General features: G+C 65.3%; 24 protein-coding genes and 1 tRNA gene. 11 read left to right on the top strand and 14 right to left on the bottom strand.

Annotated elements, in window-relative coordinates:
• Nucleotides 1-60: 60 nt before the first annotated feature.
• Complete coding sequence (gene lgt / locus FAZ69_RS25295; protein ID WP_136897832.1) at nucleotides 61-966, bottom strand: prolipoprotein diacylglyceryl transferase; 906 nt, start codon at nucleotides 964-966, stop codon at nucleotides 61-63.
• A gap of 180 nt (nucleotides 967-1,146) precedes the next feature.
• On the opposite strand from lgt, the gene FAZ69_RS25290 reads away from it, so the two are divergent.
• The gene (locus FAZ69_RS25290; protein WP_136897831.1) at nucleotides 1,147-1,692 is read left to right on the top strand and encodes a phenolic acid decarboxylase; all 546 of its coding nucleotides are present in this window, start codon (nucleotides 1,147-1,149) and stop codon (nucleotides 1,690-1,692) included.
• Here FAZ69_RS25290 and FAZ69_RS25285 read toward each other — a convergent pair.
• A complete protein-coding gene (locus FAZ69_RS25285) occupies nucleotides 1,689-2,666 on the bottom strand; it encodes a LysR family transcriptional regulator (RefSeq protein ID WP_136897830.1) in 978 nt (325 codons plus the stop codon). The genes FAZ69_RS25290 and FAZ69_RS25285 overlap by 4 nt on opposite strands.
• Nucleotides 2,667-2,809: 143 nt before the next feature.
• On the opposite strand from FAZ69_RS25285, the gene ilvD reads away from it, so the two are divergent.
• Nucleotides 2,810-4,483 carry a dihydroxy-acid dehydratase gene (ilvD, locus tag FAZ69_RS25280; protein WP_136897829.1) on the top strand — a complete coding sequence of 558 codons (1,674 nt, stop codon included), beginning with the start codon at nucleotides 2,810-2,812 and terminating at the stop codon, nucleotides 4,481-4,483.
• A 94-nt stretch (nucleotides 4,484-4,577) separates the two neighbouring features.
• Complete coding sequence (locus FAZ69_RS25275) at nucleotides 4,578-4,904, top strand: c-type cytochrome (protein ID WP_136897828.1); 327 nt, start codon at nucleotides 4,578-4,580, stop codon at nucleotides 4,902-4,904.
• Between the two features lies 1 nt (nucleotide 4,905).
• Here FAZ69_RS25275 and FAZ69_RS25270 read toward each other — a convergent pair whose 3' ends face one another.
• The 3 genes from FAZ69_RS25270 to FAZ69_RS25260 form a co-directional block, all read right to left on the bottom strand.
• Nucleotides 4,906-5,721, bottom strand: coding sequence for a DUF2486 family protein (locus tag FAZ69_RS25270; RefSeq protein WP_136897827.1), 816 nt, complete (start codon nucleotides 5,719-5,721; stop codon nucleotides 4,906-4,908).
• A gap of 100 nt (nucleotides 5,722-5,821) precedes the next feature.
• A complete protein-coding gene (locus FAZ69_RS25265) occupies nucleotides 5,822-6,238 on the bottom strand; it encodes a DNA polymerase III subunit chi (protein WP_136897826.1) in 417 nt (138 codons plus the stop codon).
• Nucleotides 6,239-6,395: 157 nt separating this feature from the next.
• Nucleotides 6,396-7,907: a leucyl aminopeptidase gene (locus tag FAZ69_RS25260; protein ID WP_136897825.1), complete on the bottom strand. Its 1,512-nt coding sequence runs from the start codon at nucleotides 7,905-7,907 to the stop codon at nucleotides 6,396-6,398.
• Nucleotides 7,908-8,031: 124 nt separating this feature from the next.
• Between FAZ69_RS25260 and lptF the strand changes: the two genes are divergently transcribed.
• From lptF to FAZ69_RS25245, 3 genes are read left to right on the top strand one after another with little or no spacing between them, the layout of a single operon-like run.
• Complete coding sequence (lptF, locus tag FAZ69_RS25255) at nucleotides 8,032-9,129, top strand: LPS export ABC transporter permease LptF (protein WP_136897824.1); 1,098 nt, start codon at nucleotides 8,032-8,034, stop codon at nucleotides 9,127-9,129.
• A gap of 3 nt (nucleotides 9,130-9,132) precedes the next feature.
• The gene (lptG, locus tag FAZ69_RS25250; protein WP_136897823.1) at nucleotides 9,133-10,281 is read left to right on the top strand and encodes an LPS export ABC transporter permease LptG; all 1,149 of its coding nucleotides are present in this window, start codon (nucleotides 9,133-9,135) and stop codon (nucleotides 10,279-10,281) included.
• 11 nt (nucleotides 10,282-10,292) lie between these two features.
• Nucleotides 10,293-10,673: a sirohydrochlorin chelatase gene (locus FAZ69_RS25245; protein ID WP_136897822.1), complete on the top strand. Its 381-nt coding sequence runs from the start codon at nucleotides 10,293-10,295 to the stop codon at nucleotides 10,671-10,673.
• A gap of 118 nt (nucleotides 10,674-10,791) precedes the next feature.
• On the opposite strand, the gene cobA is transcribed toward FAZ69_RS25245, so the two are convergent.
• The 6 genes from cobA to FAZ69_RS25215 all read right to left on the bottom strand — a co-directional run bounded on the left by cobA (nucleotide 10,792) and on the right by FAZ69_RS25215 (nucleotide 17,137).
• On the bottom strand, nucleotides 10,792-11,556 hold the full coding sequence (gene cobA, locus FAZ69_RS25240; protein ID WP_136898010.1) for a uroporphyrinogen-III C-methyltransferase: 765 nt from the start codon (nucleotides 11,554-11,556) through the stop codon (nucleotides 10,792-10,794).
• Between the two features lie 104 nt (nucleotides 11,557-11,660).
• Nucleotides 11,661-12,974, bottom strand: coding sequence for a sulfate adenylyltransferase subunit 1 (locus tag FAZ69_RS25235; RefSeq protein ID WP_136897821.1), 1,314 nt, complete (start codon nucleotides 12,972-12,974; stop codon nucleotides 11,661-11,663).
• 103 nt (nucleotides 12,975-13,077) lie between these two features.
• Entirely contained in the window at nucleotides 13,078-14,043 is a 966-nt protein-coding gene (cysD, locus tag FAZ69_RS25230; protein WP_136897820.1) for a sulfate adenylyltransferase subunit CysD, read from the bottom strand.
• Nucleotides 14,044-14,128: 85 nt separating this feature from the next.
• Nucleotides 14,129-14,881, bottom strand: coding sequence for a phosphoadenylyl-sulfate reductase (locus FAZ69_RS25225; protein ID WP_136897819.1), 753 nt, complete (start codon nucleotides 14,879-14,881; stop codon nucleotides 14,129-14,131).
• Nucleotides 14,878-15,429 carry a DUF934 domain-containing protein gene (locus FAZ69_RS25220; protein ID WP_136897818.1) on the bottom strand — a complete coding sequence of 184 codons (552 nt, stop codon included), beginning with the start codon at nucleotides 15,427-15,429 and terminating at the stop codon, nucleotides 14,878-14,880. The genes FAZ69_RS25225 and FAZ69_RS25220 overlap by 4 nt, the downstream gene beginning before the upstream one ends.
• 28 nt (nucleotides 15,430-15,457) lie before the next feature.
• Nucleotides 15,458-17,137, bottom strand: a complete 1,680-nt coding sequence (locus FAZ69_RS25215; RefSeq protein ID WP_136897817.1) for a nitrite/sulfite reductase — start codon at nucleotides 17,135-17,137, stop codon at nucleotides 15,458-15,460.
• Nucleotides 17,138-17,351: 214 nt separating this feature from the next.
• Here FAZ69_RS25215 and FAZ69_RS25210 point away from each other — a divergent pair, with 214 nt between their 5' ends.
• From FAZ69_RS25210 to FAZ69_RS25200, 3 genes are all read left to right on the top strand, one after another.
• Nucleotides 17,352-18,293: a CysB family HTH-type transcriptional regulator gene (locus tag FAZ69_RS25210; RefSeq protein WP_136897816.1), complete on the top strand. Its 942-nt coding sequence runs from the start codon at nucleotides 17,352-17,354 to the stop codon at nucleotides 18,291-18,293.
• Nucleotides 18,294-18,326: 33 nt separating this feature from the next.
• Entirely contained in the window at nucleotides 18,327-19,484 is a 1,158-nt protein-coding gene (locus tag FAZ69_RS25205) for an ABC transporter substrate-binding protein (protein WP_136897815.1), read from the top strand.
• Between the two features lie 116 nt (nucleotides 19,485-19,600).
• A tRNA-Leu gene (locus FAZ69_RS25200) sits at nucleotides 19,601-19,685 on the top strand.
• A gap of 120 nt (nucleotides 19,686-19,805) precedes the next feature.
• Here FAZ69_RS25200 and FAZ69_RS25195 read toward each other — a convergent pair.
• Nucleotides 19,806-20,492, bottom strand: coding sequence for a glycine zipper 2TM domain-containing protein (locus FAZ69_RS25195; protein ID WP_136897814.1), 687 nt, complete (start codon nucleotides 20,490-20,492; stop codon nucleotides 19,806-19,808).
• A gap of 262 nt (nucleotides 20,493-20,754) precedes the next feature.
• Between FAZ69_RS25195 and FAZ69_RS34060 the strand changes: the two genes are divergently transcribed.
• Both FAZ69_RS34060 and FAZ69_RS34055 read left to right on the top strand, forming a co-directional pair.
• The gene (locus FAZ69_RS34060) at nucleotides 20,755-21,057 is read left to right on the top strand and encodes a hypothetical protein (RefSeq protein ID WP_240702459.1); all 303 of its coding nucleotides are present in this window, start codon (nucleotides 20,755-20,757) and stop codon (nucleotides 21,055-21,057) included.
• 109 nt (nucleotides 21,058-21,166) lie between these two features.
• Complete coding sequence (locus FAZ69_RS34055; protein ID WP_240702458.1) at nucleotides 21,167-21,469, top strand: hypothetical protein; 303 nt, start codon at nucleotides 21,167-21,169, stop codon at nucleotides 21,467-21,469.
• Nucleotides 21,470-21,538: 69 nt separating this feature from the next.
• Here the strand turns inward: FAZ69_RS34055 and FAZ69_RS25180 are convergent, their stop codons facing one another.
• Nucleotides 21,539-21,877, bottom strand: coding sequence for a DUF3579 domain-containing protein (locus FAZ69_RS25180; protein WP_136897813.1), 339 nt, complete (start codon nucleotides 21,875-21,877; stop codon nucleotides 21,539-21,541).
• Nucleotides 21,874-23,487: a methyl-accepting chemotaxis protein gene (locus tag FAZ69_RS25175; protein WP_136897812.1), complete on the bottom strand. Its 1,614-nt coding sequence runs from the start codon at nucleotides 23,485-23,487 to the stop codon at nucleotides 21,874-21,876. The genes FAZ69_RS25180 and FAZ69_RS25175 overlap by 4 nt, the downstream gene beginning before the upstream one ends.
• Between the last annotated feature and the right edge of the window lie 47 nt (nucleotides 23,488-23,534).

The following is a 23,534-nucleotide window of genomic DNA, read 5'->3' as shown; positions in this document are numbered from 1 at the left end:
CAAGCAAAAACGCCGGCAAATGCCGGCGTTTTCTCATTCAAGCCCAGACGGCTTCGCGCATCAATTCGCGTTGACCGGCTGCGACTGCACGCGATTCCCGCGCCGATACGACCACACGAGCAAGCCCACGCCGGCGAGAATCATCGGCAGCGATAGCCACTGCCCCATCGAAAAACCCAGCGCCAGCAGGCCCAGGAAATCGTCGGGCTCGCGCGCGAATTCGACGGTGAAACGCGCGAGGCCATAGCCGATCAGGAACACCGCCGAGGCCGCCCCGATCGGGCGCGGCTTGCGCGTGAAGAACCACAGCACGAGAAAGAGCGCGACGCCTTCGAGCGCGATCTCGTAAAGCTCCGACGGATGGCGCGGCAGCATGTGATATTGCGCGTACACCTGCGCGAGATCCCACTTCGCCGCCAGTTGCGGATGCGTCGCGAGCCACGCGGCGTCTTCGTTCAGCGCAGTCGGAAACATCATCGCCCACGGCGCGTGCGGATCGGTCACGCGGCCCCACAGTTCGCCGTTGATGAAGTTGCCGAGGCGCCCCGCGGCGAGACCCGTCGGCACCATCGGCGCGACGAAATCGGTCACCTGCAGCCACGTGCGCTTGCGCTGGTACGCGAACAGGATCATCGCGAACGTCACGCCGAGGAAGCCGCCGTGAAACGACATGCCGCCCTCCCACACCTTGAAGATGTCGAGCGGATTCGCGAAGTAATAGCTCGCCTTGTAGAACAGCACGTAGCCGAGACGGCCGCCGAGGATCGTGCCGAGCACGCCGTAGAACATCATGTCGTCGATGTCCTTCGGGGTCCAGCCTTGCGCGGCGACGTGCGGCATGCGCAGCCGCAGGCGGCCGACGACGATCGCCATGATGAACGCGACGAGATACATGAGGCCGTACCAGCGCACGGCGAGCGGACCGAGATGAATCGCGACGGGGTCGAAGTTGGGGTGTATGAACATGAATCAGCGTGGGTCAGAGAGGGACGAGCGACGACGCCCGTAATGATGTCATAAAAGCCTTACAGCACCGGCACAGGCGTTAATTATTGCGGGGCCGGCAGTGGGCTATTCACCGCACGTAAAATAGTTATATGAAATAATCAATTCACCACAACTGATTTGTGGATGGGAGAAATCAATATGGCTAAGAACACCAAGAACAGCAGCTTCGTGACCTCCGTCGAGCATCCGGTCCCGCCGCAAGACCTCTCCGGCATCGTCGGGCACCGCTTCATCTATACGTATGCGAACGGCTGGCAATACGAGATGTACGTGAAGAACGCGACCACGATCGACTACCGCATTCACAGCGGCATGGTCGGCGGCCGCTGGGTCAAGGGCCAGAAGGTCGATCTCGTGCAGCTCGACGACGCCTACAAAGTGTCGTGGGCCGAGCCGACCGGCACCACGGTCTGCGTCGACATCATGCCGGGCAAACGCCGCCTGCACGGCACGATCTTCTTCCCGCGCTGGATCGCCAACACGCCGGAGAAAACCATTCTGTTCCAGAACGACTTTCTCGATCAGATGCATCAGTTCCGCGACGCGGGCCCGACCTATCCGGCCGAAGTCGTCCCCGAGTTCGCGCGCATCACGCTGTTCGAACACGTCGGCGCCGACGACGAGACCGTGATCTCGAAAGCGCCGGGTGAACTGGAAGCAGGCTTCAGCCAGCGCGCCAACTAACGCGCGCGCCGTTTCGGCAAGGCCCGCGTATCGACGACTGGCGCCGCGTAGGCGCGCACGATGTCGATGAAGCCGGCCAGCACGGGGCTCACCTCGGCGGTCCGCCAGACGAGCCCCGTTTCGACGACCGGCACCGCTTCGGCGAGCGGCCGGTACACCACGCCCGTGCGGCGCAGGTTGCGCAATGATTGCGGCACCAGCGCGACACCCATCCCCGCGGAAACCAGGCTGACGATCGTCTGCATCTGGATCGCTTCTTGCCCGACACGCGGCGTCAAGCCCGCCGCTCCGTAGCAATCCATGATGATGTCGTAGAAGCCCGGTGCGAGACGCCGCGGAAAGATCACGAGCGGGGCATCGGCGAATGCGGTGAGGCTCACCGGCTCGTCGTCCCAGTCCGCTTGATGACGGCTGTCGAGCCGGCAGCCCGCTTCGCGTGCAATGCCGGTAGGCATCGCGACCACCAGCGGTTCGCGCGCGATCGGCAAGTACGATAGCTGCGCCGCGTGCTGCGGCGGCAGCGGCGGAATCACAAGGCCGGCGTCGATGCGGCCCGCCACGAGCTCGTCGATCTGCACGTCGCTCGTCGCCTCGGCGAGCTGCAGGCGCACGCGCGAGTAGCGCGCGCCGAAATCGCGCAGCAGGTTCGGCAGCAGCCCGTAATCGGCGGTCGAAACGAATGCGAGCGAAAGCACGCCAGCCTCGCCGCGCGCGAGGCTTTGCGCGAGCGGGCGCAACCCGTCGGCGCTCGCCAGCAGCTTGCGCACCTCGGGCAGCAGGTCGGCGCCCACCGCCGTCAGCTCCACCGAGCGCTTGGTGCGCGCGAAAAGCTCGACGCCGAGCGTCTCCTCGAGCGCGCGAATCGCCTGCGACAGCGGCGGCTGCGTCATCGACAGCCGCGCCGCCGCACGCCCGAAATGCCGCTCTTCGGCAACGGCCACGAAATAGCGCAACTGGCGCAAATCCGGGGTCACGATCTCTCCTCTGATATGCCTTTCGACCTAATCGACGCTCAATAATATATTGGACACGCCCCAAGAGAGTCCGCATTCTTTACCGGCACGCTCGGGCCGCCCAGCCGGACGGCGTGCCAGATCACACCAAACCGGAGTCCCCCATGTCCTACAACCGTCGCTCGAAAAACATCACGCAAGGCGTCGCGCGCTCGCCGAATCGCTCGATGTACTACGCGCTCGGCTACCAGCAAGACGACTTCGCCAAGCCGATGATCGGCATCGCCAACGGCCACTCGACGATCACGCCCTGCAACGCCGGCCTGCAGCGCCTGGCCGACGCAGCCGTCGCCGCGGTCAAGGGCGCCGACGCGAATCCGCAGATCTTCGGCACGCCGACAATCTCCGACGGCATGTCGATGGGCACGGAAGGCATGAAGTACTCGCTCGTGTCGCGCGAAGTGATCGCCGACTGCATCGAGACCTGCGTGCAAGGCCAATGGATGGACGGCGTGGTCGTGATCGGCGGCTGCGACAAGAACATGCCGGGCGGCATGATCGCGCTCGCGCGCATCAACGTGCCGGGCATCTACGTCTACGGCGGCACGATCAAGCCGGGCCACTGGAAGGGCCGTGACCTCACGATCGTGTCGTCGTTCGAGGCCGTCGGCGAGTTCACGGCCGGGCGCATGTCACAGGAAGATTTCGAGGGGGTCGAAAAAAACGCCTGTCCGACCACGGGCTCGTGCGGCGGCATGTACACCGCCAACACGATGAGCTCGTCGTTCGAGGCGCTCGGCATGTCGCTCTTGTACTCGTCGACGATGGCGAACCCGGACGACGAGAAGGTCGCCTCGGCGGCCGAGTCGGCGCGCGTGCTGGTCGAAGCGGTGAAGAAGGATTTGAAGCCGCGCGACATCATCACGAAGAAGTCGATCGAGAACGCGGTGGCCGTCATCATGGCGACGGGCGGCTCGACCAACGCCGTGCTCCACTATCTCGCGATCGCGCACGCGGCCGAGGTCGAATGGACCATCGACGACTTCGAGCGCATGCGCAAGAAAGTGCCGGTGATCTGCAACCTGAAGCCGTCGGGCGACTACGTCGCGACCGATCTGCACAAGGCCGGCGGCATTCCGCAAGTGATGAAGATCCTGCTCGACGCGGGCCTTTTGCACGGCGATTGCGTGACGATCACGGGCAAGACGATCGCCGAAGAGCTGAAGGACGTGCCAAGCCAGCCGCGTGCGGACCAGCAGGTAATCTTCCCGATCGACAAGGCGCTTTACCGGTCAGGCCATCTTGCGATCCTGAAGGGCAACCTCGCGACCGAAGGCGCCGTGGCGAAAATCACGGGCCTGAAGAACCCGGTCATCACTGGCCCGGCGCGCGTGTTCGACGACGAGCAAAGCGCGATGGAAGCGATCCTCGCCGACAAGATCAAGGCTGGGGATGTGATCGTGCTGCGCTACCTCGGTCCGAAGGGCGGCCCCGGCATGCCGGAGATGCTTGCGCCGACCTCGGCGATCATCGGCAAGGGCCTTGGCGAGTCGGTCGGCCTCATCACCGATGGCCGCTTCTCGGGCGGCACGTGGGGCATGGTGGTTGGGCACGTCGCGCCCGAAGCGTTCGAAGGCGGCGCGATCGCGCTCGTTCGGGAAGGCGATTCGATCACGATCGACGCGCACAAGCTGCTGCTGCAATTGAATGTCGACGATGCGGAGCTCGAGCGGCGGCGCGCGGCGTGGAAGCAGCCGGCGCCGCGTTACACGCGCGGCGTGCTCGCGAAGTATGCTGCGCTGGCGCGCCCGGCGAACGAGGGCGCGGTAACGGGGTGACCGCGGCAAAGCGGCTCGATTCGGCAAGGCGCGCAACGCCCTGTCTATAATGCGTCGCACCACAAGTCGAGCCATGTAGCCGACGGAGACCGGAATGAATCGATTGCCGTTTTATGCCGCGGCGTTGGCCGCGGCCTGGGCGCTCTGTGTTCCCGCAAGCGCCGAGCCCGCACCGGGACTGGCGCTTGCGCAGCAACGCAATTGCATGAGTTGTCATGCCGAGAAGCGGCCGTTGATGGGCCCGGCGTTTCGCGACGTCGCAGCGAAATACGCGTCGCGCCCCGACGCCATCGCCTACCTCACACGCAAGATCAGCGACGGCGGTGCGGGCGTCTGGGGACGCGTGCCGATGCCGGCGAACACCCAGCTGACGCCCGATGACGCGCACGCGCTTGCCACCTGGGTGTTGTCGCTGAAATAGCTCAGGGGTTGTCGGCGTGCTTCGCGATCGCTTCGCGCACCGCCTCACGGACCCAGCCGGCCACCTCCACCTCGAGCGCCAGCGCCACTTCGCGCGTGATCTGGTTGACGAGCCAGTTCGTGTGATCCTGCAATGCGTCGCGGCAGCGCGCTTCGATCAGCCCGCGCCCCTCGCCCATCAAGTAGCTCGCGAAACGCCCGCGCAAACGCTCGGCGATGAGGCCGGCGTCCAGGCCCTGCAGCTCGCCGGTGTGCTCGGCTTTGGCATGCGCCGCCGTGCGATGCGGCTTCGCACGGTGATGCGCCGCCGTCTCCTCGTGGTGCTCGTCCGCTGCCGGTTCTCGAGCGTGAGATTTCGCGTGGCTCTCCTCGCCTTCCAGATGGTCGTCTTGCGGTTCCGGCTTGGCGTGATGACTGCGTCGAGCGTGGCGATGAGGATGGGCTTCGTCTTCGACGGTCTTGCTTTCCGTCTCGTGCGCCGGTTGCGACTCCATCAAAACCGCGGCGGGACTGTCGGTCAGCACGGGGATCGAGTCGTCATGCAACGGTTGCGATACGGATTGCGCCGCAGCCGGCGTGACCACGTCGGTCAATACCGGAATCGACTCTTCATCGGATGCCGCAGCCCGCGCCGGTTCCCCGGCAGCAATCGGCGCCTGCGAGCCCGGCTTCAGCACGTCGCTCAGTACGGGAATGGAAGCGTCATCGCCGGCTGCCGCCGGATTCTTGTTCTCGTCGCCTTCCTTGTGCTCCGCCTTGGCCGGCACGAGCACGTCGGTCAGCATCGGGATCGAGGTATCGTCGTTGGGATCGCGCACGAGAGAACTCCATCGATAGTTGCCCTGACGTGAGACGCAGCAATCGTCATGCCGGATCGAAATCAGGCAAAAGGTAGACGATTGGGGAGCGATTCGGCCGTCAGGCGCCTTGCTTATAGTTGTTCAAAGCATACCCGCGGTCGCGATAGAAACGATAGCGTTCGCGTCCTGCAGCCAGCTCGTCGTGTGCGTTGCCGATCACTTCGATCAGACGTTCGAAGCGCGCGAACTGCGCAGGCACCGCCGCACCGAGATTCAAGAGGATCTGGTGATGCGGCGCGCGTTCGAGATCCGTCGCCAGCACGACCGGCGTATCGTTGGCGAGCGCGTTGTCCGCCATGCAATGGGGGATGAAGTCGAGCGGCGAGAAGGTCCAGAGCCGCTCGTCGAAGGCGCGCAGACGCGCGGGTTCGGCGAGCACCACGAGCGGCTGGCCGGCCTGGTAAGCCTTGCGCACCAGGCGGCAAGCGTACAGCAGCGAATCGCCGACATTCGTATGGAAATCGATCCGCGTCATTGCGATCCGGAGTTAGCGCTTTTAGCGCTTACTCCGGTCCCATGCAAAGCTGTCGATCCGGAGTTAGCGCTTTTAGCGCTTACTCCGGCCCCATGCAAAGCTCGGCGGCGCTCCTCACGAGCGCTGCCGACGATTCGACGGGAGGTGCCGCGATCGATCATTGCCCGGCGCGGTCGATCAGGAACTGCGCGAGCAGTGGCACCGGGCGCCCCGTCGCCCCCTTCGCCGCGCCGCTCTTCCACGCGGTGCCCGCGATGTCGAGGTGCGCCCACGGATAGGCGTCGGTAAAGCGCGACAGGAAGCACGCCGCCGTCACGCTGCCGGCCGGACGGCCGCCGATGTTCGCGAGGTCCGCGAAATTCGACTTCAGCTGCTCGTGATACTCCTCGTCGAGCGGCATGCGCCAGGCGGGGTCGGACGCTTCGCGCGAGGCGTCGAGCAGCTCGCCGGCGAGCGCATCGTCCTTCGAATAGAGGCCGCTGTTGTGGTGGCCGAGCGCGATGATGCAGGCGCCCGTGAGCGTGGCGATGTCGATCACGGCGGCCGGCTTGAAACGCTCCGCGTAGGTCAGCGCGTCGCAGAGGATCAGGCGCCCTTCGGCGTCGGTATTGAGCACTTCGATCGTGAGGCCGGACATGCTGGTGACGATGTCGCCCGGCTTCGTCGCGTTGCCGTTCGGCATGTTCTCGCAGGTCGGGATGATGCCGACCACGTTGAGCTTCAGCCCCATCTCCGCGACCGCGCGCAGCGTGCCGAGCACCGAGCCCGCGCCGCACATGTCGTACTTCATCTCATCCATGCCCTCACCGGGCTTGAGCGAAATGCCGCCGGTGTCGAACGTGATGCCCTTGCCGACCAGCACCACGGGCGCCGCCTTCGCCGCGCCGCCCTGGTACTGCAAGACGATGAACTGCGCCGGCTCGACCGAACCTTTCGTCACCGACAGGAACGAGCCCATCTTGAGCGCTTCGAGCTGCTTCTCGCCGAGCACCTCGACCTTCAGCTTCCAGTCCTTCGCGAGCTTCTTCGCGGTGTTGGCGAGGTAGGTCGGCGTGCAGACGTTGCCCGGCAGGTTGCCGAGGTCGCGCGTGAGGTCCATGCCGTTGGCAAGCGCCACGGCTTGCTTCGCGGCGACCTTGGCGGCCTTCTCGTCGGCGCTGCCGACGCTGAAGACAATCCGCTTGAGCGCCCGCGCCTGCGTGTCGGGCTTGCTCTTCATCTGCGTGAACTTGTAGGTCTCGCCGCGCAGCGCGAGGATCGCGGCGCGCACGGCCCAGTCGGCCGAGCGCTCTTGCACCGGCAGTTGCGCGAGCGTGAAGGTGACCTGGACGACCTTGGTGGACAGAAGCGCGCGCCACGCGGCGCGCACGGCCTCGCCGTAAGCCTTTTGTCCGAAGGCATCCTGCTTGCCCAGACCCACCAGCAGGACGCGCGAGGCTCCGATGCCCGACACCTCGTGCAGAAACAGCGTGGCGCCGCTCTTGCCGTCCATGTCGCCGGCCTTGATGATGCGCGTGATGAGGCCCTTGGTCGCGGCGTCGATCTCGAGCGCGGCCCCGGACAGGGTTTGCGACTCGAAGATCCCGAGCACGATACAGTCGGATTTGCCGGTCAGGAACACGCTGGTCGTGCCTTTGGTCCAATCACAGGCTTTTATGCTAAAGTCCATCGCGCTTGTCCTCGGATAAAATATCTAGGCTTAGGATGAAAGCCGCAATTATCCGCTATTTTTCCCACAGCGGAAGTTTGCGAGACGCAACCGGCGCGCCTCGCCCGCTCTCTCTCCGTCGACAATGATTTTCGAACGCTCCCTGCAGCGCGAACTCGCGTATACGGCCGGCGCCGTATTCATGGTGCTGCTCACCATCTTCCTGACGACGCTGATGATCCGCATCGTCGGCTTCGCCGCGTCCGGCGAGGTCGACCCGAAGGACGTCGTCGTGCTGATCGGCCTGCAGATCATCGGCTATCTCGCCGTGATGCTCGTCGTCACGCTGTTCGTCTCGATCCTCTTCGTGCTCACCCGCTGGTACCGCGACTCCGAAATGGTCGTGTGGCTCGCCTCCGGCGTGAGCCTCGCGCGCTTCATCAAGCCGATCGCGATGTTTTCCGCGCCGATCATCCTGCTCGTCGCGTTCTTCGCGTACGTCGGCTGGCCATGGTCCAACGCTCAGAGCAAGCTGATCCGCGAGCGCTTCCAGCAGCGCGACGAAGTCTCGCTGCTCGCGCCGGGTCAGTTCCGCGAATCGCCGACGAGCCATCGCGTGTTCTTCATCGAGAAGATGACGCCCGACCAGAGCCACGTCGAGAACGTGTTCGTGACGAGCACCGAGAACGGCAAGGTCAACGTCGTCGTGTCGAGGCGCGGACACACGGAAACGATGAAGGACGGCGACCGCTTCGTCGTGCTCGAGAACGGCCGCCGCTACGACGGCGAACCCGGCAAGCCCGACTTCCGGATCATGGAGTTCGAGCGCTACGGCGTGAAGATCACGAGCCAGCCCGTGGTGAACCAGCAGACGACGCGCGGCATGTCCACACCCGCCCTGTTCCGCCATCCGAACCCCGACAAGCTCGCCGAATTCGCGTGGCGCACGGGCCTGCCGCTGATGGCGATCAACCTGATGCTGCTGGGCATTCCGCTCGCCTACCAGAACCCGCGCCGCGGACGCACGATCAACCTCGTGATGGCCGTCCTGATCTTCTTCACGTACTCGAACCTGCTCAACATCGCCCAGTCGTACATCGAGCAGGGCAAGCTGTCGTTCGGCGTCGGTCTCGTCGGCCTGCACGTCGTCATCGCCGCGCTCGTCGTGTTCCTGTTCTGGCTGCGCGTGCGCAACCGGCCGCTGATCTCGCGCGCGATGTTCACGCGCTCGCAGGGGGCCTGACCGATGCGTATCTACGAAAAGTACTTCGCGCGCCAGGTCTACCTCGCCTTCGTCTTCATCCTGTTCGCGTTCTCGGGCCTGTTCTTCTTCTTCGACCTCATCAACGAGCTGAACACGGTCGGCCAGGGCAATTACAAGTTCGGCTATGCGGTGCTGCGCGTCGGCTTGCAGACGCCGTCACGCTTCTACGAAATCATCCCGGTCGCGGCGCTGATCAGCTCGATCTACGTGTTCGCGCAGATGGCCGCGAACTCGGAGTACACGATCTTTCGCGTCTCCGGGCTCTCGACGGGCCAGGCGCTGCGCTCGCTCCTGAAGATCGGCATTCCGCTCGTCGCGGTCACCTACTTCATCGGGGAGGTGGTCGGCCCTTACACCGATCAGCTCTCCGAGCGCGTGCGGCTCGAAGCGCTCGGCTCAGCGGTGTCGACCAATTTCGAATCGGGCGTCTGGGTGAAGGACACGCTCTCGAAGCGCGAGGACGGCGAGCAGGTCACGCGCTTCGTCAACGTCGGCAAGCTGATGCCCGATTCGACGATCAGCAACGTGCGCATCTACGAGTTCGATTCGAAGTTTCGCCTCGCGAACGTGCGCATCGCGCAGAGCGGGCGCTATGAATCGCCGGGGCACTGGCTGCTCACGGGCGTGACGGATACGCAGCTGACCGATATCGCCCCCACCGACGGCAAGCCCACCGATGCGCTCAACCCCGTCTATCGCGCGAACCAGATCGAGGTGCCCGAATACTCGCTGCGCTCCGAGCTCACGCCGCAGATCTTGTCGGTGCTGCTGGTGTCGCCGGACCGGATGTCGATCTTCAACCTGTTCCGCTATATCCAGCACTTGGTCGAGAACCACCAGGACACGCAGCGCTATGAAATCGCGATCTGGAAGAAGCTGCTCTACCCGTTCGCGGTGCTCGTCATGCTGGTGCTGTCGCTGCCGTTCGCGTACCTCCATACGCGCGCGGGCGTGGTCGGCGTGAAGGTGTTCGGCGGGATCATGCTCGGGATGAGCTTCCAGTTGATCAATACGCTCTTCTCGCACATCGGCACGCTGAACACCTGGCCTGCGCCGATTACGGCAGCGACGCCCGGGCTCATTTATCTCGTGCTGGGGCTTGTCGGCTTGAAGTGGGTGGATAGGCACTAGCGGACGGCACCATGAGCACGCACGGCATCATCCTGTTCGGCCACGGCGCACGCGATCCGCGCTGGGCAGAGCCGTTCCAGCGGCTCGCCGACAAGCTGCGCGCGGCCCGAGGCGCAACAGCAGGGCCGGTGTCGCTGGCGTTTCTCGAGCTGATGACACCCAATTTGCCAGCCGCGGTGGCCGAGCAAGCCGCGAGCGGCTGCACCCGGATCACGGTCGTGCCAGTGTTCTTCGGTCAAGGGGGACATGTCCGGCGCGATCTGCCGAACGTGATCGACGTGTGCCGGGCGGCACATCCGGGTGTGGAGATTCGTTGCGCGGTGGCGGCAGGAGAAGATGACGCCGTGCTCGATGCCGTCGTTCAATACTGCGTGCTCGAGGCGGCGCGTTAGGCTGGTCAGGCGCGGGTTGCGCGGGTTGCGCGGGTTGCGCGAGTTGCGCAAGTTGGATACGGCCCGCGGCCACTCAGCGCCGGCAGATCTGCCGTTCCTCTTCAAATGACGCCGCTGCTCAAGCGGCGTTCAGCATCCCCGCGACACTCGGAGCTTCTTCCGTCTTGACGGCGCCTTTGCGCTCGGCAAACGCATCGCCGATCATCAGCAAGCTCGGCTGCGCCGGATCGAGCCACAATTGCGCCTCGCCCATCGCGAGCGCTTCGAGCGTCAGCGTGAGCATGCGCTCGCGCGGCGTGCTGCACGCTTCCACGATGGCGACCGGCGTCGAGCCCGCGCGCCCCGCGTCGATCAGCTGCTGCGCGATATCGGGCGCGCTGTCGCGGCCCATGTAGAAGACGAGCGAATCCGCGTTGACCTGCTCGCGGATCGCTTCGGTATCGGCGGCCCGGCTGTGCGTGGCAAGCGCGACGCTGCGCGACACGCCCCGCAGCGTCAGCGAGCGCCTGAGCGTCGCCGCGCTCGCGAGCGCCGCCGTGATGCCCGGCACGACTTCGTAGCCGATGCCGGCCTCTTCGAGCGCGCGCATTTCCTCGTCGGCACGGCCGAACAGCATCGGGTCGCCGCCCTTCAGGCGCACCACCACGGCATGCTCGCGCGCCGCGTCGACGATCTGCTTGTTGATGAACTGCTGCGCGGTCGAACGCTGGCCGCAGCGCTTGCCGACCGCGATCTTGCGCGCGTGCGGTGCGTACTCGAGCATCTCGGGCTCGACGAGCGCGTCGTGGAGCACGACGTCCGCCATGCCGAGGAGGCGAGCGCCGCGCACGGTGATGAGATCCGCCGCGCCCGGCCCCGCTCCGATCAGATACACCTTGCCCATTTGCATTCGTCCGTTCCGTTGGTCTCGCTGGTCCATTAGCGGCCTAAACCCGAATTGTGCCGACGTTTGCCCATGTGCGCCAATCCGATCGTTTCAACTCGCGCTCACGCGCTGTACGAGCGGATCATCCCCGCGGCCACCGTATGATGCGTGGCCTCGTCGATCAGCACGAACGCGCCCGTGCCCGGATGCGTGTCGTACGCATCGCAGACGATCGGCTTTTGCAGCGTCAGCGCCACCCGCCCGATGTCGTTCATCTTCAGGTTGTGCGCATCGCCCGTGTGCGACAGCGTGTGCACGTCGAGCACCTCCTTGATCGCCCCGATGCGCGCGAACACCGTGTTCGTCGTCTGCTTCAGCAGGTACTTGCGCTGCGTCGAGAGCGGCTCCTCGTCGAACCAGCACAGGTCCGCGTCCAGCTTCTTCGCCGGCTGCGGCGCTTCCTCGCGCAGCACGAACGTGTCGCCGCGCGAAACGTCCACGTCCTGCGCCAGCCGGATCGTCACCGTCTGCCCCGCGAACGCGCGGTCCACCTGCGCCGTGCCGCCCGGCACCGGCGCGATGATCTCCTCGACCGTCGCCTCACGGTTGGCCGGCAGCACCACGATCGTGTCGCCCACCTTCACCTCGCCCGCTTCCACCCGCCCCATGTAGCCGCGGAAGTCGTCGGCCTGGCTGCCGTCCTGGCGCGCCACCCACTGCACCGGGAAACGCAGCGTGTGCCTCGCTGCCGGCTCCACCGGCAGCGCCTCGAGCACGTCCAGGAGCGGCTCGCCCGCGTACCACGGCATGCGCTCGCTCGCCGTCACGATGTTGTCGCCCTTCAAGGCCGACACCGGCACGAACCGCACGCCCGCGAGACCCAGCTGGTGCGCCAGCTCCACGTACGCGTCGCGGATCTCGTTGAAGCGCGCCTCGCTGTACTCCACGAGGTCCATCTTGTTGATCGCCACGATCACGTGCTGCAGCCCGAGCAGCTTGACGATCGCGCTGTGGCGCTTGGTCTGCGGCAAGAGCACCGTCGCGCCATTTTCGAACGTCACGCGCGTCGCGTCGACGAGGATGATCGCCGCGTGCGCCGTCGACGCGCCCGTCACCATGTTGCGCGTGTACTGCTCGTGGCCCGGCGTGTCGGCGATGATGAACTTGCGCTTGGCGGTGGCGAAGTAGCGGTACGCGACATCGATCGTGATGCCTTGCTCGCGCTCGGCCTCCAGCCCGTCGGTCAACAGCGACAGGTCGATCTCGTCGCCCGCGGTGCGCTTGTTCTTCGCGCGCGAGAGCGCCGAGAGTTGATCGGACAACACCGCCTTGCTGTCGTACAACAGGCGCCCGATCAGCGTGCTCTTGCCGTCGTCGACGCTGCCCGCCGTGATGAAGCGCAGCACGCCGAGGTCTTCCGGTTGATGAATGCTCATGATTGTCCTGTTCTCGTTCGTGCTCTCAGGAAAACGCCGGGCCGCCCCAAGTTTTCCTGCCCCCCTCGGGGGGCCTGGCGCGCAGCGCCAGGTTTGGGGGCATTTAAAAATAGCCTTGCTTCTTGCGCTGCTCCATCGCAGCTTCCGAGGTCTGGTCGTCCATCCGCGTGGCGCCGCGCTCGGTGATCTCGGTCACCGCCGTCTCGGCGATGATCTTCTCGACGTCGTCCGCGTCGCTCTCCACGGGGCAGGTGCAGCTGATGTCGCCCACGGTGCGAAAGCGCACGAGCGCAGTCTCGCTCGTCTCGCCCTCGCGCATCGGCGTGAGCGGCGTGACCGGCACCAACAGCCCGTTGCGGCGCACGATCTCGCGGTGGTGCGCGTAGTAGATCGAGGGCAGCTCGAGCCCTTCGCGGGCGATGTACTGCCACACGTCGAGCTCGGTCCAGTTCGAGATCGGGAACACGCGCAGGTGCTCGCCTGCGTGCAGGCGGGCGTTGTAGAGGCTCCAGAGCTCCGGGCGCTGCGCCTTCGGGTCCCATTGGCCGAACTCGTCGCGGAACGAGAAGATGCGCTCCTTGGCGCGCGCCTTCTCTTCGTCGCGGCGCGCCCCGCCGATCATCGCGGTGTAGCCGTGCGCTTCAATGGTTTCCAGCAGCGTGACCGCTTGCGCGGCGTTGCGCGAATCGGTCTCGCGGCGCAGGCGCACCGTGCCGCGCTTGATCGAGTCCTCGACGTGGCCGACCACCAGCTGCGCGCCGATCTCGGCGGCGCGGCGGTCGCGAAAATCGATCACTTCGTCGTAGTTGTGGCCCGTGTCGATGTGCACGAGCGGGAACGGCAGCGAAGTCTTGCGGTTCGCGCCGAGGCCGAAGGCTTTCAGCGCCAGGTGCAGCACCACCACCGAATCCTTGCCGCCCGAGAACAGCAGCGCAGGCTTGCTGCATTCGGCGACCAGTTCGCGCAGGATGTAGATCGACTCGGCTTCGAGCCAATCGAGGTGGTCCATCCGGTTGGCCGTGACGGAGACCGGTTGGGCGGCAGCAGTAGGTTCGAGCGTCGTGCTCATGTTCTAGGTCCTTCTTTGCGTCATGTTGCGGGCGGCGTCGCACGGTGGTGCCCGGCGCCGCGACAGGATTCGTCGTCGGGTGAAGCTATCGGGCAGCAGCGTTTTCCGAGGCGGGCACGATCGGAATCGTCGTGATGTGCAAGCCGCATTCCTTCGTGTCGCGCGACTCCCACCACCAGCGGCCGGCCCGGCTGTCCTCGCCGGGGCGGATCGCTCGCGTACAGGGCTCGCAGCCGATGCTCGGGTAGCCTCGCGCGTGCAGCGGATTGACCGGCACGTCGAACGCCTTCAGGTACGTCCACACGTCGGCCTCGGTCCAATCCGCGAGCGGATTGTATTTGGCGATCTGGCGCGCCGAGTCGGTTTCTTCCTCGTGCAGCTCCGAGCGCGTGACCGACTGCTCGCGGCGCTGGCCCGTCACCCACGCTTCTACGCCGGCGAGCGCGCGGTTGAGCGGCTCCACCTTGCGGATTTCGCAGCAGCGCTTGCGCAGCTCGACGCTCTCGTAGAAAGCGTTCAGGCCGTGCTCGGCGACGTATTGATCGATGGCATCCTGCTGCGGATGGAATTGCTCGATCTCGTAGCCATAGCGCTCGCGCACGCGGTCGATCATGCCGAGCGTTTCCGCATGCAGGCGGCCCGTGTTCAACGAGAAGATGCCGATCTTCGCGCCGCGCGACAGGATCGCGTGCGTGAGCAGCATGTCTTCCGCGGCGAGGCTGCTCGCGAGCTTCACGTTCGCGTGACGCGCGGCGATCGAATCGATCAGCGCGTTCAGGCGCTCGATCTTCGCGCTCAAGGCTGCGTCGATGGTGGGGACGGAGGTCGCGGCGCTCATGCCGAGGCCTTTTGCTCAACCGCTTCAGCCACCGCGGCACGGCGGCGGAACAGCGGATTCGGTTCGTCGAACGCGCCCTGGTAGAGCACCGAAAACTCGGTGAACGCCTTCAGCGCGTCGTGGATGTCCTTATCGGCACGCACCGCGAACGCGTCGAAGCCGCAGCGCGCGAGATGGTGCAGCTGGTCGCGCATGATGTCGCCGATCGCGCGCAGCTCGCCCTTCCAGCCGTAGCGCTCGCGCAAGAGACGCGCCGTGCTGTAGCCACGCCCGTCGCGGAACACCGGGAAATCGACGCCGATCAGCGTGATCTTGCCGAAGTCGGCGACGAAATCGGCCGGCTCGCTGTCCGGGGCCAGCCACACGCCGAGCTCGCTCTTGCTCTTGGTCGCGGCCAGCGTCTCGCGTTCGGCCTGCCACAGCGCGAGCGGCACGAGCACCTTGCCGGCCGGCAGCGCAGCGGCCGCGGGCAGCGCACCGTCTTCCGCAGCCCGCACGACGGTCCAGTCGTCGCTCACGACCGAGCGGTTCTTGATAATCGAAGTCATCTGCAAAAATCCTCTGCTCAGTCGCGAATCAGGCGTGCGCCGGTTGGCGCGAGGCGTAGACGCGTTCCTTGAACGGCGCGACGCCGATGCGGTTGTACGTGTCGATGAAGCGTTCAGCGTCGATGCGGTTCTCGACAAAGGTATCGATCACCTTCGACAAGACGTCCGGCATTTCCTCGGCCGAGAACGACGGCCCGATCACACGGCCGAGATGCGCGCCCGTGGCGCCCGTGCCCTGCTCGCCGCCGAGCGTCACCTGGTACCACTCGGAGCCGTCCTTGTCGACGCCGAGAATGCCGATGTTGCCGACGTGGTGATGGCCGCACGAGTTGATGCAGCCCGAGATGTTCAGCGACAGATCACCCAGGTCGTACACGTAGTCGAGATCGCTGAAACGGTCCTGGATCGCCTGCGCGATCGGCAGCGACTTCGCATTCGCGAGCGAGCAGAAATCGCCGCCCGGGCACGCGATGATGTCGGTCAGGAGACCGATGTTCGGCGTCGCGAAGCCCTGCTTCTTCGCCTCTTCCCACAGCGCGAAGAGGTCGCGCTTCTTGACGTCGGCGAGAATCAGGTTCTGCTCGTGCGAGACGCGGATCTCGCCGAACGAGTATTGGTCGGCCCAGTCGGCGACGGCTTCCATTTGCGCGTCCGTCGCATCGCCCGGCGCGCCGACAGCCGGCTTCAGCGACAGCGTCACGGCGGCGTAGCCCGGCACCTTGTGCGGACGCAGGTTGCGCTCGATCCAGCGAGCGAACGCCTTGTTTTCGAGCAGATGCTTCTCGAACGACGCATCGGTATCCGACAGTTTCTCGTACTGCGGCGGCTGGAAGTGCTGCGCGACGCGGTCGTATTCGGCTTGCGTGAGCGTCGACGGGCCGTCCTTCAGGTGCTGCCATTCCTCTTCGACCTGCTGCGCGAACTTCTCGGCGCCGAGCGCCTTCACGAGGATCTTGATGCGCGCCTTGTACATGTTGTCGCGGCGCCCGAAGCGGTTGTAGACGCGCAGCACCGCCTCGCAATACGTGAGCAGGTGCTGCCACGGCAGGTTCTCGCGGATCACCGAGCCGATGATCGGCGTGCGGCCAAGACCGCCGCCCGCGAGGATCGCGCAGACCACTTCGCCCGCCTCGTTCTTCGACAGATAGACGCCCAGGTCATGGATCTGCACCGCGACGCGGTCTTCCTTCGAGCCCGACACGGCGATCTTGAACTTGCGCGGCAGCCAGTTGAATTCGGGGTGGAACGTCGACCATTGGCGCAGGATCTCGGACCACGGACGCGGATCGACGATCTCGTCGGGCGCCACGCCGGCGAACTGGTCGGCGGTGATGTTGCGGATGTCGTTGCCCGAGGTCTGGATGCCGTGCATCTGCACGCTGGCGAGATCCGCGAGCAGATCGGGCGTTTCCTCGAGCTTGATCCAGTTGTACTGGATGTTGGTGCGCGTCGAGAAGTGGCCGTAGCCGCGGTCGTACTTGCTCGCGATGTGGGCGAGCATGCGCAGCTGGTCGCTGCGCAGGTTGCCGTAAGGAATCGCGATGCGGTGCATGTAGGCGTGGCGCTGCATGTACAGGCCGTTTTGCAGCCGCAGCGGGCGGAACTCATCCTCGCTCAATTCGCCGGACAGCCGGCGGCGCACCTGGTCGCGATACTGCGCGACGCGCTCGTCGACGATGGTCTGGTCGTACTGATCGTATTGGTACATTCGGGGACCCCAGTGTTATGTGCCGCGCTGCGTCCTAGCCACGCAACGCCCGAAACAGCTGTCGATTCGCAGGAGCGGCGGTAGTTTAGACCGTCTGCTCATTTGCTAATGACAAAAACAGATATCGATATTGAAAAACCTGCGGTGATCGTAATAAACTGGTCTTATATTTCAAACGACTAAAAAATTGTTTCCATATGCGGAAGGGTTATAAATGAACCTGCACCAGTTTCGCTTCGTCCGCGAGGCCGTCAGGCAGAACTTCAACCTGACCGAAGCCGCCAAAGCGCTGTATACGTCCCAGCCTGGGGTCTCCAAGGCGATCATCGAGCTCGAGGACGAGCTGGGGGTTGAAATCTTCACACGCCACGGCAAGCGCGTGCGCGCGCTGACCGAACCGGGGCGGATCATCCTGGCGTCGGTCGAGCGGATTCTTCAGGAAGTTGAAAGCCTGAAGCGCGTCGGCAAGGACTTCGCTGCGCAGGATCAAGGCAACCTCGTGATCGCCGCCACCCACACCCAGGCGCGCTACTCGCTGCCGGCCGCGATCGCCGAATTCAAGAAGCGCTATCCCAAGGTCCACCTTTCAATCCTGCAAGGCAGCCCGACGCAGGTCGCCGAGATGGTCATGCACGACCAGGCCGACCTCGCGATCGCGACCGAGGCGATCGCGGATTACAAGGATCTGGTGTCGCTGCCCTGCTTCCAGTGGCACCACCTGGCCGTGATGCCGGCCGATCACCCGCTGCTCGAGCGCAAGATGCTGTCCTTGAACGACCTCGCGCAGTATCCGCTCATCACCTACGACAACGCGTTCGCCGGACGCTCGAAGATCAACCACGCGTTCCAGCTGCGCGGCCTGTCGCCCGACATCGTGCTCGAAGCCATCGACGCCGACGTGATCAAGACCTACGTCGAGCTCGGGCTCGGCGTCGGGATCATGGCAGACATCGCCTTCAACGCGGAGCGCGACCGGCACCTTCGGGGGATGCCGGTCGGCCACCTGTTCGGCAGCAACGTGACGCGCGTCGCGTTGAAGCAAGGGGCGTATCTGCGCAGCTATGTCTATACGCTCGTCGAGCTGCTGTCGCCGACGCTCAACCGCAAGCTGATCGAGCAGGCGCTGAAGGGCGAGCACGAAAGCTACGAGCTTTGATTCCGCTTTGATTCCCCCCGCATGGAGACCCGGATGGCGTTGTCCCAAACCCTGCGCGGCGCGCTCGCGCTGGCCGCATTCGCGCTTGGCGCCGCTGCGCACGCCGACATCAAGATCGGCATCGACTTGTCCACGACCGGCCCCGCCGCCACGATCGGCATCACGAGCAAGAACGCGATGCTGATGTGGCCGCAGACGATCGCGGGCCAGAACGCGCAGTACCTCATCCTCGACGACGGCTCCGATCCAGGCGCCGCCGTGCGCAACATCCGCAAGTTCGTGAGCGAGGACAAGGTCGACGTGATCGTCGGCCCGAACATCACGCCGGCGGCGCTCGCCGCGCTCGACCCGGTGTCCGAGACCCGGACGCCGATGATCACGCTGATCGGCTCGGCCGCCGTGGTCGAGCCGCAGGAAGGCAAGCGCGTGTGGGCGTTCAAGATGGCGCAGACCGACAGCGCGATGGCGGACGTGATGACGCGCTACATGTCGAACCACGACGTGAAGACGGTCGGCTTCATCGGCTTTGCCGACAGCTACGGCGACAGCTGGTACAACGAGTTCTCGAAATTCGCCGAGCTGCGCCATATCAAGATCGTCGCGGCCGAGCGCTTCAATCGCACCGATACGAGCGTCACGGGCCAAGTGCTGAAGCTGATGGCCGCGCGGCCCGACGCGATCCTCGTTGCCGGCGCGGGCACGCCGAGCGTGCTGCCGCAGCGCACGCTCGTCGAGCGCGGCTTCAAGGGGCCGATCTACCAGACGCACGGCATCGCCACCCCCGAGTTCATCAAGCTGGGCGGCAAGGATGTCGAAGGGACGCTGTTTCCGACCCAGCCCGTGGTGGTCGCGCGCACGCTGCCGGCCGATCATCCGGCGAAGAAGGCGGCGCTTGCGTTCGTGAGCGCCTACGAGGCGAAATACGGGCCGGGGACGGTCACGCAGTTCGCGGGCGACGCGGCGGGGGTTTATCCGCGGCTTCAGGATGCGGTTGCGCGAGCGCTGAAGACGGCCCAACCGGGGACGCCCGCGTTTCGCGCTGCATTGCGCGATGAGCTCGAGCATGCGCATGAGCTCGTGGTGCCGAACGGGATCGTCAGTACGAGCGCGAAGGACCACGTCGGGCTCGATCAGCGGGCGAGCGTGATGGGCGTGATCAGGAATGGATCGTTTGTCTATCTGAGCCAGTGATGGGTTCGTGCTGCAGGGGCGGAACCGGTGAACTTGATCGTTTCGACGTTTTCCGCCATAATCGCCGTCTTCCGTCACGCGCGGCCGTAAGGACCGTAAGCGTGGCGCGTCAGTAAGCCCAGGTGGTGAAACAGGTAGACGCAGGGGACTCAAAATCCCCCGCCGCAAGGCGTGCCGGTTCGAGTCCGGCCCTGGGCACCAGTCAGATTGGTCCGAACGGTCCACGGAATCTAAAAAGCCCTGCTAGACCGTTGTTCTAGCAGGGCTTTTGTCTTTTACGGCAATAAATCGCAGCGCAGCGGCACCTCCGCCGGGAAGCAATCACGACGCGACCAGCGAATCCCCGGACACATGAACGCGTTCACCCACCTGAACCGGCGGCTGTGTCGGATAGCTGAAATTCCGGTAACTGCCATCCTGCATCCTGACCTGCACCTGGTACGAGGTCTCCTTGCGTACTGCGTGCTCGATACCGTTGCCGGCGAATCCACCGCCAACTGCACCGGCAATGGTCGCGAGCAAGCGGCCCCGCCCGTTTCCGATCTGATTTCCGATCAATCCGCCGGCGACAGCACCGCCGACCGCGCCGACACCCGTCGTCGGCTCGGGGGTCTCGACGGTATTGACGGCGACCACCTCACCGGCGTACGGGTCGGCGGTGACCGCCTGCCGCGCGGGCTGTGACGGGTTCCGCCACGCGTCCCGGTCGCCGGATCGGGCCTGCTCGACCGGCGCCGGATGGCGATGGTGGACGTATGTCTGGGGTGGCGCTTCCGTCGAGCGCGGGGCTGCGACGGCTGGCGGCGACACGGCCGGCGTGCTCGCGACCTGCGCGGCGGCAGGCTCCAATTGCGCGGCCGGCGCCTGGACTGCGTGGGAGGACGGCAGAATCCCCGTTATTGCCGCGATGCCGGTCGCACTGACCAGGATCACAGCCACAGCCGCGCTCGCGACCAAGGGATGAATACGACGGCCTTGCAAGGAATCGGAATCCGGGTAGGGGTTCATGTTCGCCTCCGTTGATGTATGCCAGCTAGAACGTCCCTGGCAAACCAGAGGTGCACAACGGACATGTGAGATCTGTAAGCAGATGTTCACGCCTCGGCGCGATGACGGGACCGCCCGCATCGCAAGCAGTGCGATTGCCGCCGTAGGTCATCGCATTCGCGCGGGAAAGCGCATTTCGTGAAAAAAAGACTTTCGCGATACGGCATTTTTCGACGGCTCCCGCAGTCTTCAAATGACAGTGATGAACCTCGAGGAGCACATCATGAAAGTCCATAGCCTGACTTGCGCACTGCTGAGCGTCGCCGCGTTCTGGGCCGGCGGCACCATGGCCGCGCAACCCGACTACGCCTACCTGACCACGGTGCGGCTATCCAGCGGCAAGACGCTGCAATGCGCCGTCAATGAGCCGCTTCCCAACGGCGAAGCGGCGGCCGCGCTCACCGGCCGCGAGCAAACGAAAGCCTACGTACTCGCGACGCAGCGCCTGCGCGTCCTGAGCGGCCCCGAATCCCCCTATCCGTCGCCCTACACGGCGCCAGCCGTGAGTTGCGCAAGCGCCGGCTAAGGGCGGGCGGTCCGCTCGACGCGTCCATCGATTCCCGGGACCTGGCAGATCTCGACTGCTCCTGCCGCTGTCAAATAGACAGGGACGTAAAACCAAGGAGGAGCACGTCATGAAAATCCGAAGCCTCACCTGCGCGCTGCTGAGCGTCGCCGCGCTCTGGGCTGCCGGCTCGATGGCCGCGCAACCCGACTACGCCTACGTGACGACGGTGCAGCTAGCCAACGGCAAGACGCTGCAATGCGCCGTCAATGAGCCGCTTCCCAACGGCGAAGTAGCGGCTGCGCTCACCCGCCGCGAGCAAACGGAAGCCGACGTGCTGGCGACACAGCGTTTGCGCGTCCTGAGCGGCCCCAAGTCTTTCTATCCGTCGCCCTATACCGCACCGGACGTGATCTGCGCGAGTGCCAACTGAGGCTGCAAACGCGTCGCATCGCGCGATGCTTGCCTGCGCGGGGCGGCAGGAAGGCAAGAGACTGCCGCCTCAGCCCGTCCAGGCCGCGCTCGCATAGGCGGCCTCGCGCGAGCGGGCGCGAGTCTCGACCGGCAAGTCGTTGTCGCGCGCGAAGCGTATGACGAAATCGAACGCGTCGGGGCAAACGCGCCGCAGTTCGCCGCAAACGATCAGACATTTGACGCCGGCCTCGACGACCGGCATCGCGAGCCGCGTCGACGCGACATGCAGCCCCGGCCGGCGCTCTCCGACGTAAAGCGTGATGACGCCCATCAGGCGCTCACCCCAGTCTCCCGGACGGAAGGTCTTGCCCTGGTGCGTGATGCCCTTGATGCAGAACGTTTCAATGCTCTCGTCTGATGTCGTCATGCGTATGCCGGCGATAGCGCGAACGCCGGGCCGTTCTGTTGCCCATCTTCCGCGGCAGCCTGGCGCAGCTGGAACACCGCCACCGCGTCATCGAGCGCACGCGCCTGCTCGTCCAGCGATGCCGCCGCCGCCGCGGCCTCTTCGACGAGCGCGGCGTTCTGCTGCGTCACGTTATCCATCTGCGACACCGCGCGATTGATCTGGTCGATGCCGCGCGACTGCTCCTCCGACGCCACGCTGATTTCGCCGACGATGCCCGTCACGCTGCGCGCGGCATCGACGATCTCAGCCATGGTCGCGCCGGCGCGCGCCGCGAGCTCGGAGCCGTTGTGCACCTTCGCGACGGATTCGCCAATGAGCTCGCGAATCTCCTTTGCCGCTGCGGCCGAGCGCTGCGCGAGCGCGCGCACCTCGCCCGCGACCACTGCGAAGCCACGCCCTTCCTCGCCGGCGCGTGCCGCTTCGACCGCTGCGTTCAAGGCGAGGATGTTGGTCTGGAATGCGATCCCTTCGATCGCGCCGATGATGTCGACGATCCGGTTCGAGCCCGACGACATGTCCTCGATCACGTCGACAACCTGGCCCACCACCTCGCCGCCGCGCGCCGCGATGCGCGCGGCGTTTTCCGCGAGCTCGCTGGCGTGCCGCGCGTTGTCCGCGTTCTGCCGGACCGTCGCGGTCAGCTCCTCCATGCTCGAGGCGGTTTCCTCGAGCGTGGCCGCCTGCTGCTCGGTGCGGGCCGACAAGTCGGCGTTGCCGCTCGCGATCTCGCGCACGCCGTGCGTGATCGCGGCCGTGCCGTGACGCACCTGCGCCACCGCGGCAACGAGGCCCGCCTGCATGCGCGCGAGCGCCGCGAGCAGCCGGCCCATTTCGTTCGTGCGCTGCGTATCGATCGTATTGGTCAAGTCGCCCGCCGCAATCCGCTCGAAATGATGAATCGCCGCATTGATCGGCTTCACGATCGATGCCGTGAGCGCGTAGCGTGCAAAGAGCCCGAGCGCGATCGCTGCCGCGCCGATCGCGCCGAACAGCCAAAGCAGCCCGTGGAAATTCTGCTGCGCGGATTCGAAGCGGGCCTTCTGATGCTGGATCTGGAAATCTTCGAGTGCGAGCGCCGCGTGCTTGTAGTCGCTGAACACGGCTTCGGGCGCTTGCCGCTCCGTCGTGCGGAACGTCATGAAATCGTCCTGGTCCAGCGCCGCGATCTCGGGCGTCAGCACGTCGTTCAATAGCTTGTCGCGCCTGGCGTGCAGCGCGTCCGCGAGCGCCTTCTCGGCGTCGCTCGAGCGGTTCAAGGCGGTGTAGCCCGCCAGCTCGCGATTGCTGTCGGCCAGCTCCGCATGCACGCGGGCCAGCACCGGGGCCGTGGGTTTGCCTTGCGCGACGAGCGTCTCGTACGCGCCGAGATCGACCCGCACTTGCAGCAGGGCTTCGCTGCTCGCGGTCAAGTGTTGCAGCGCGGCGGTCTCTTCGCTGTACATCTTTTCGAGCGCGCGGTTGGCGGTCTGCAGGCCGGCGATCGACGCTGCGATCACCAGCATCAGCGCCCCCGTAAATCCTGCGATCGTCAGCGTCAGCGCCATGCGGACGGTAGCGTTCCTGAACATGGTTGCCCTCTGATGCATCGAGCGCTGCGGGCCTGGAGCAAGTGCTA

Origin of the sequence: Trinickia terrae (assembly GCF_005144415.1) — a bacterium.
Taxonomy (GTDB): Bacteria; Pseudomonadota; Gammaproteobacteria; order Burkholderiales; family Burkholderiaceae; genus Trinickia_A; species Trinickia_A terrae.
The sequence above is the reverse complement of the archived record's forward strand: the minus strand, read 5'-3'. Positions and strand labels throughout refer to the sequence as shown.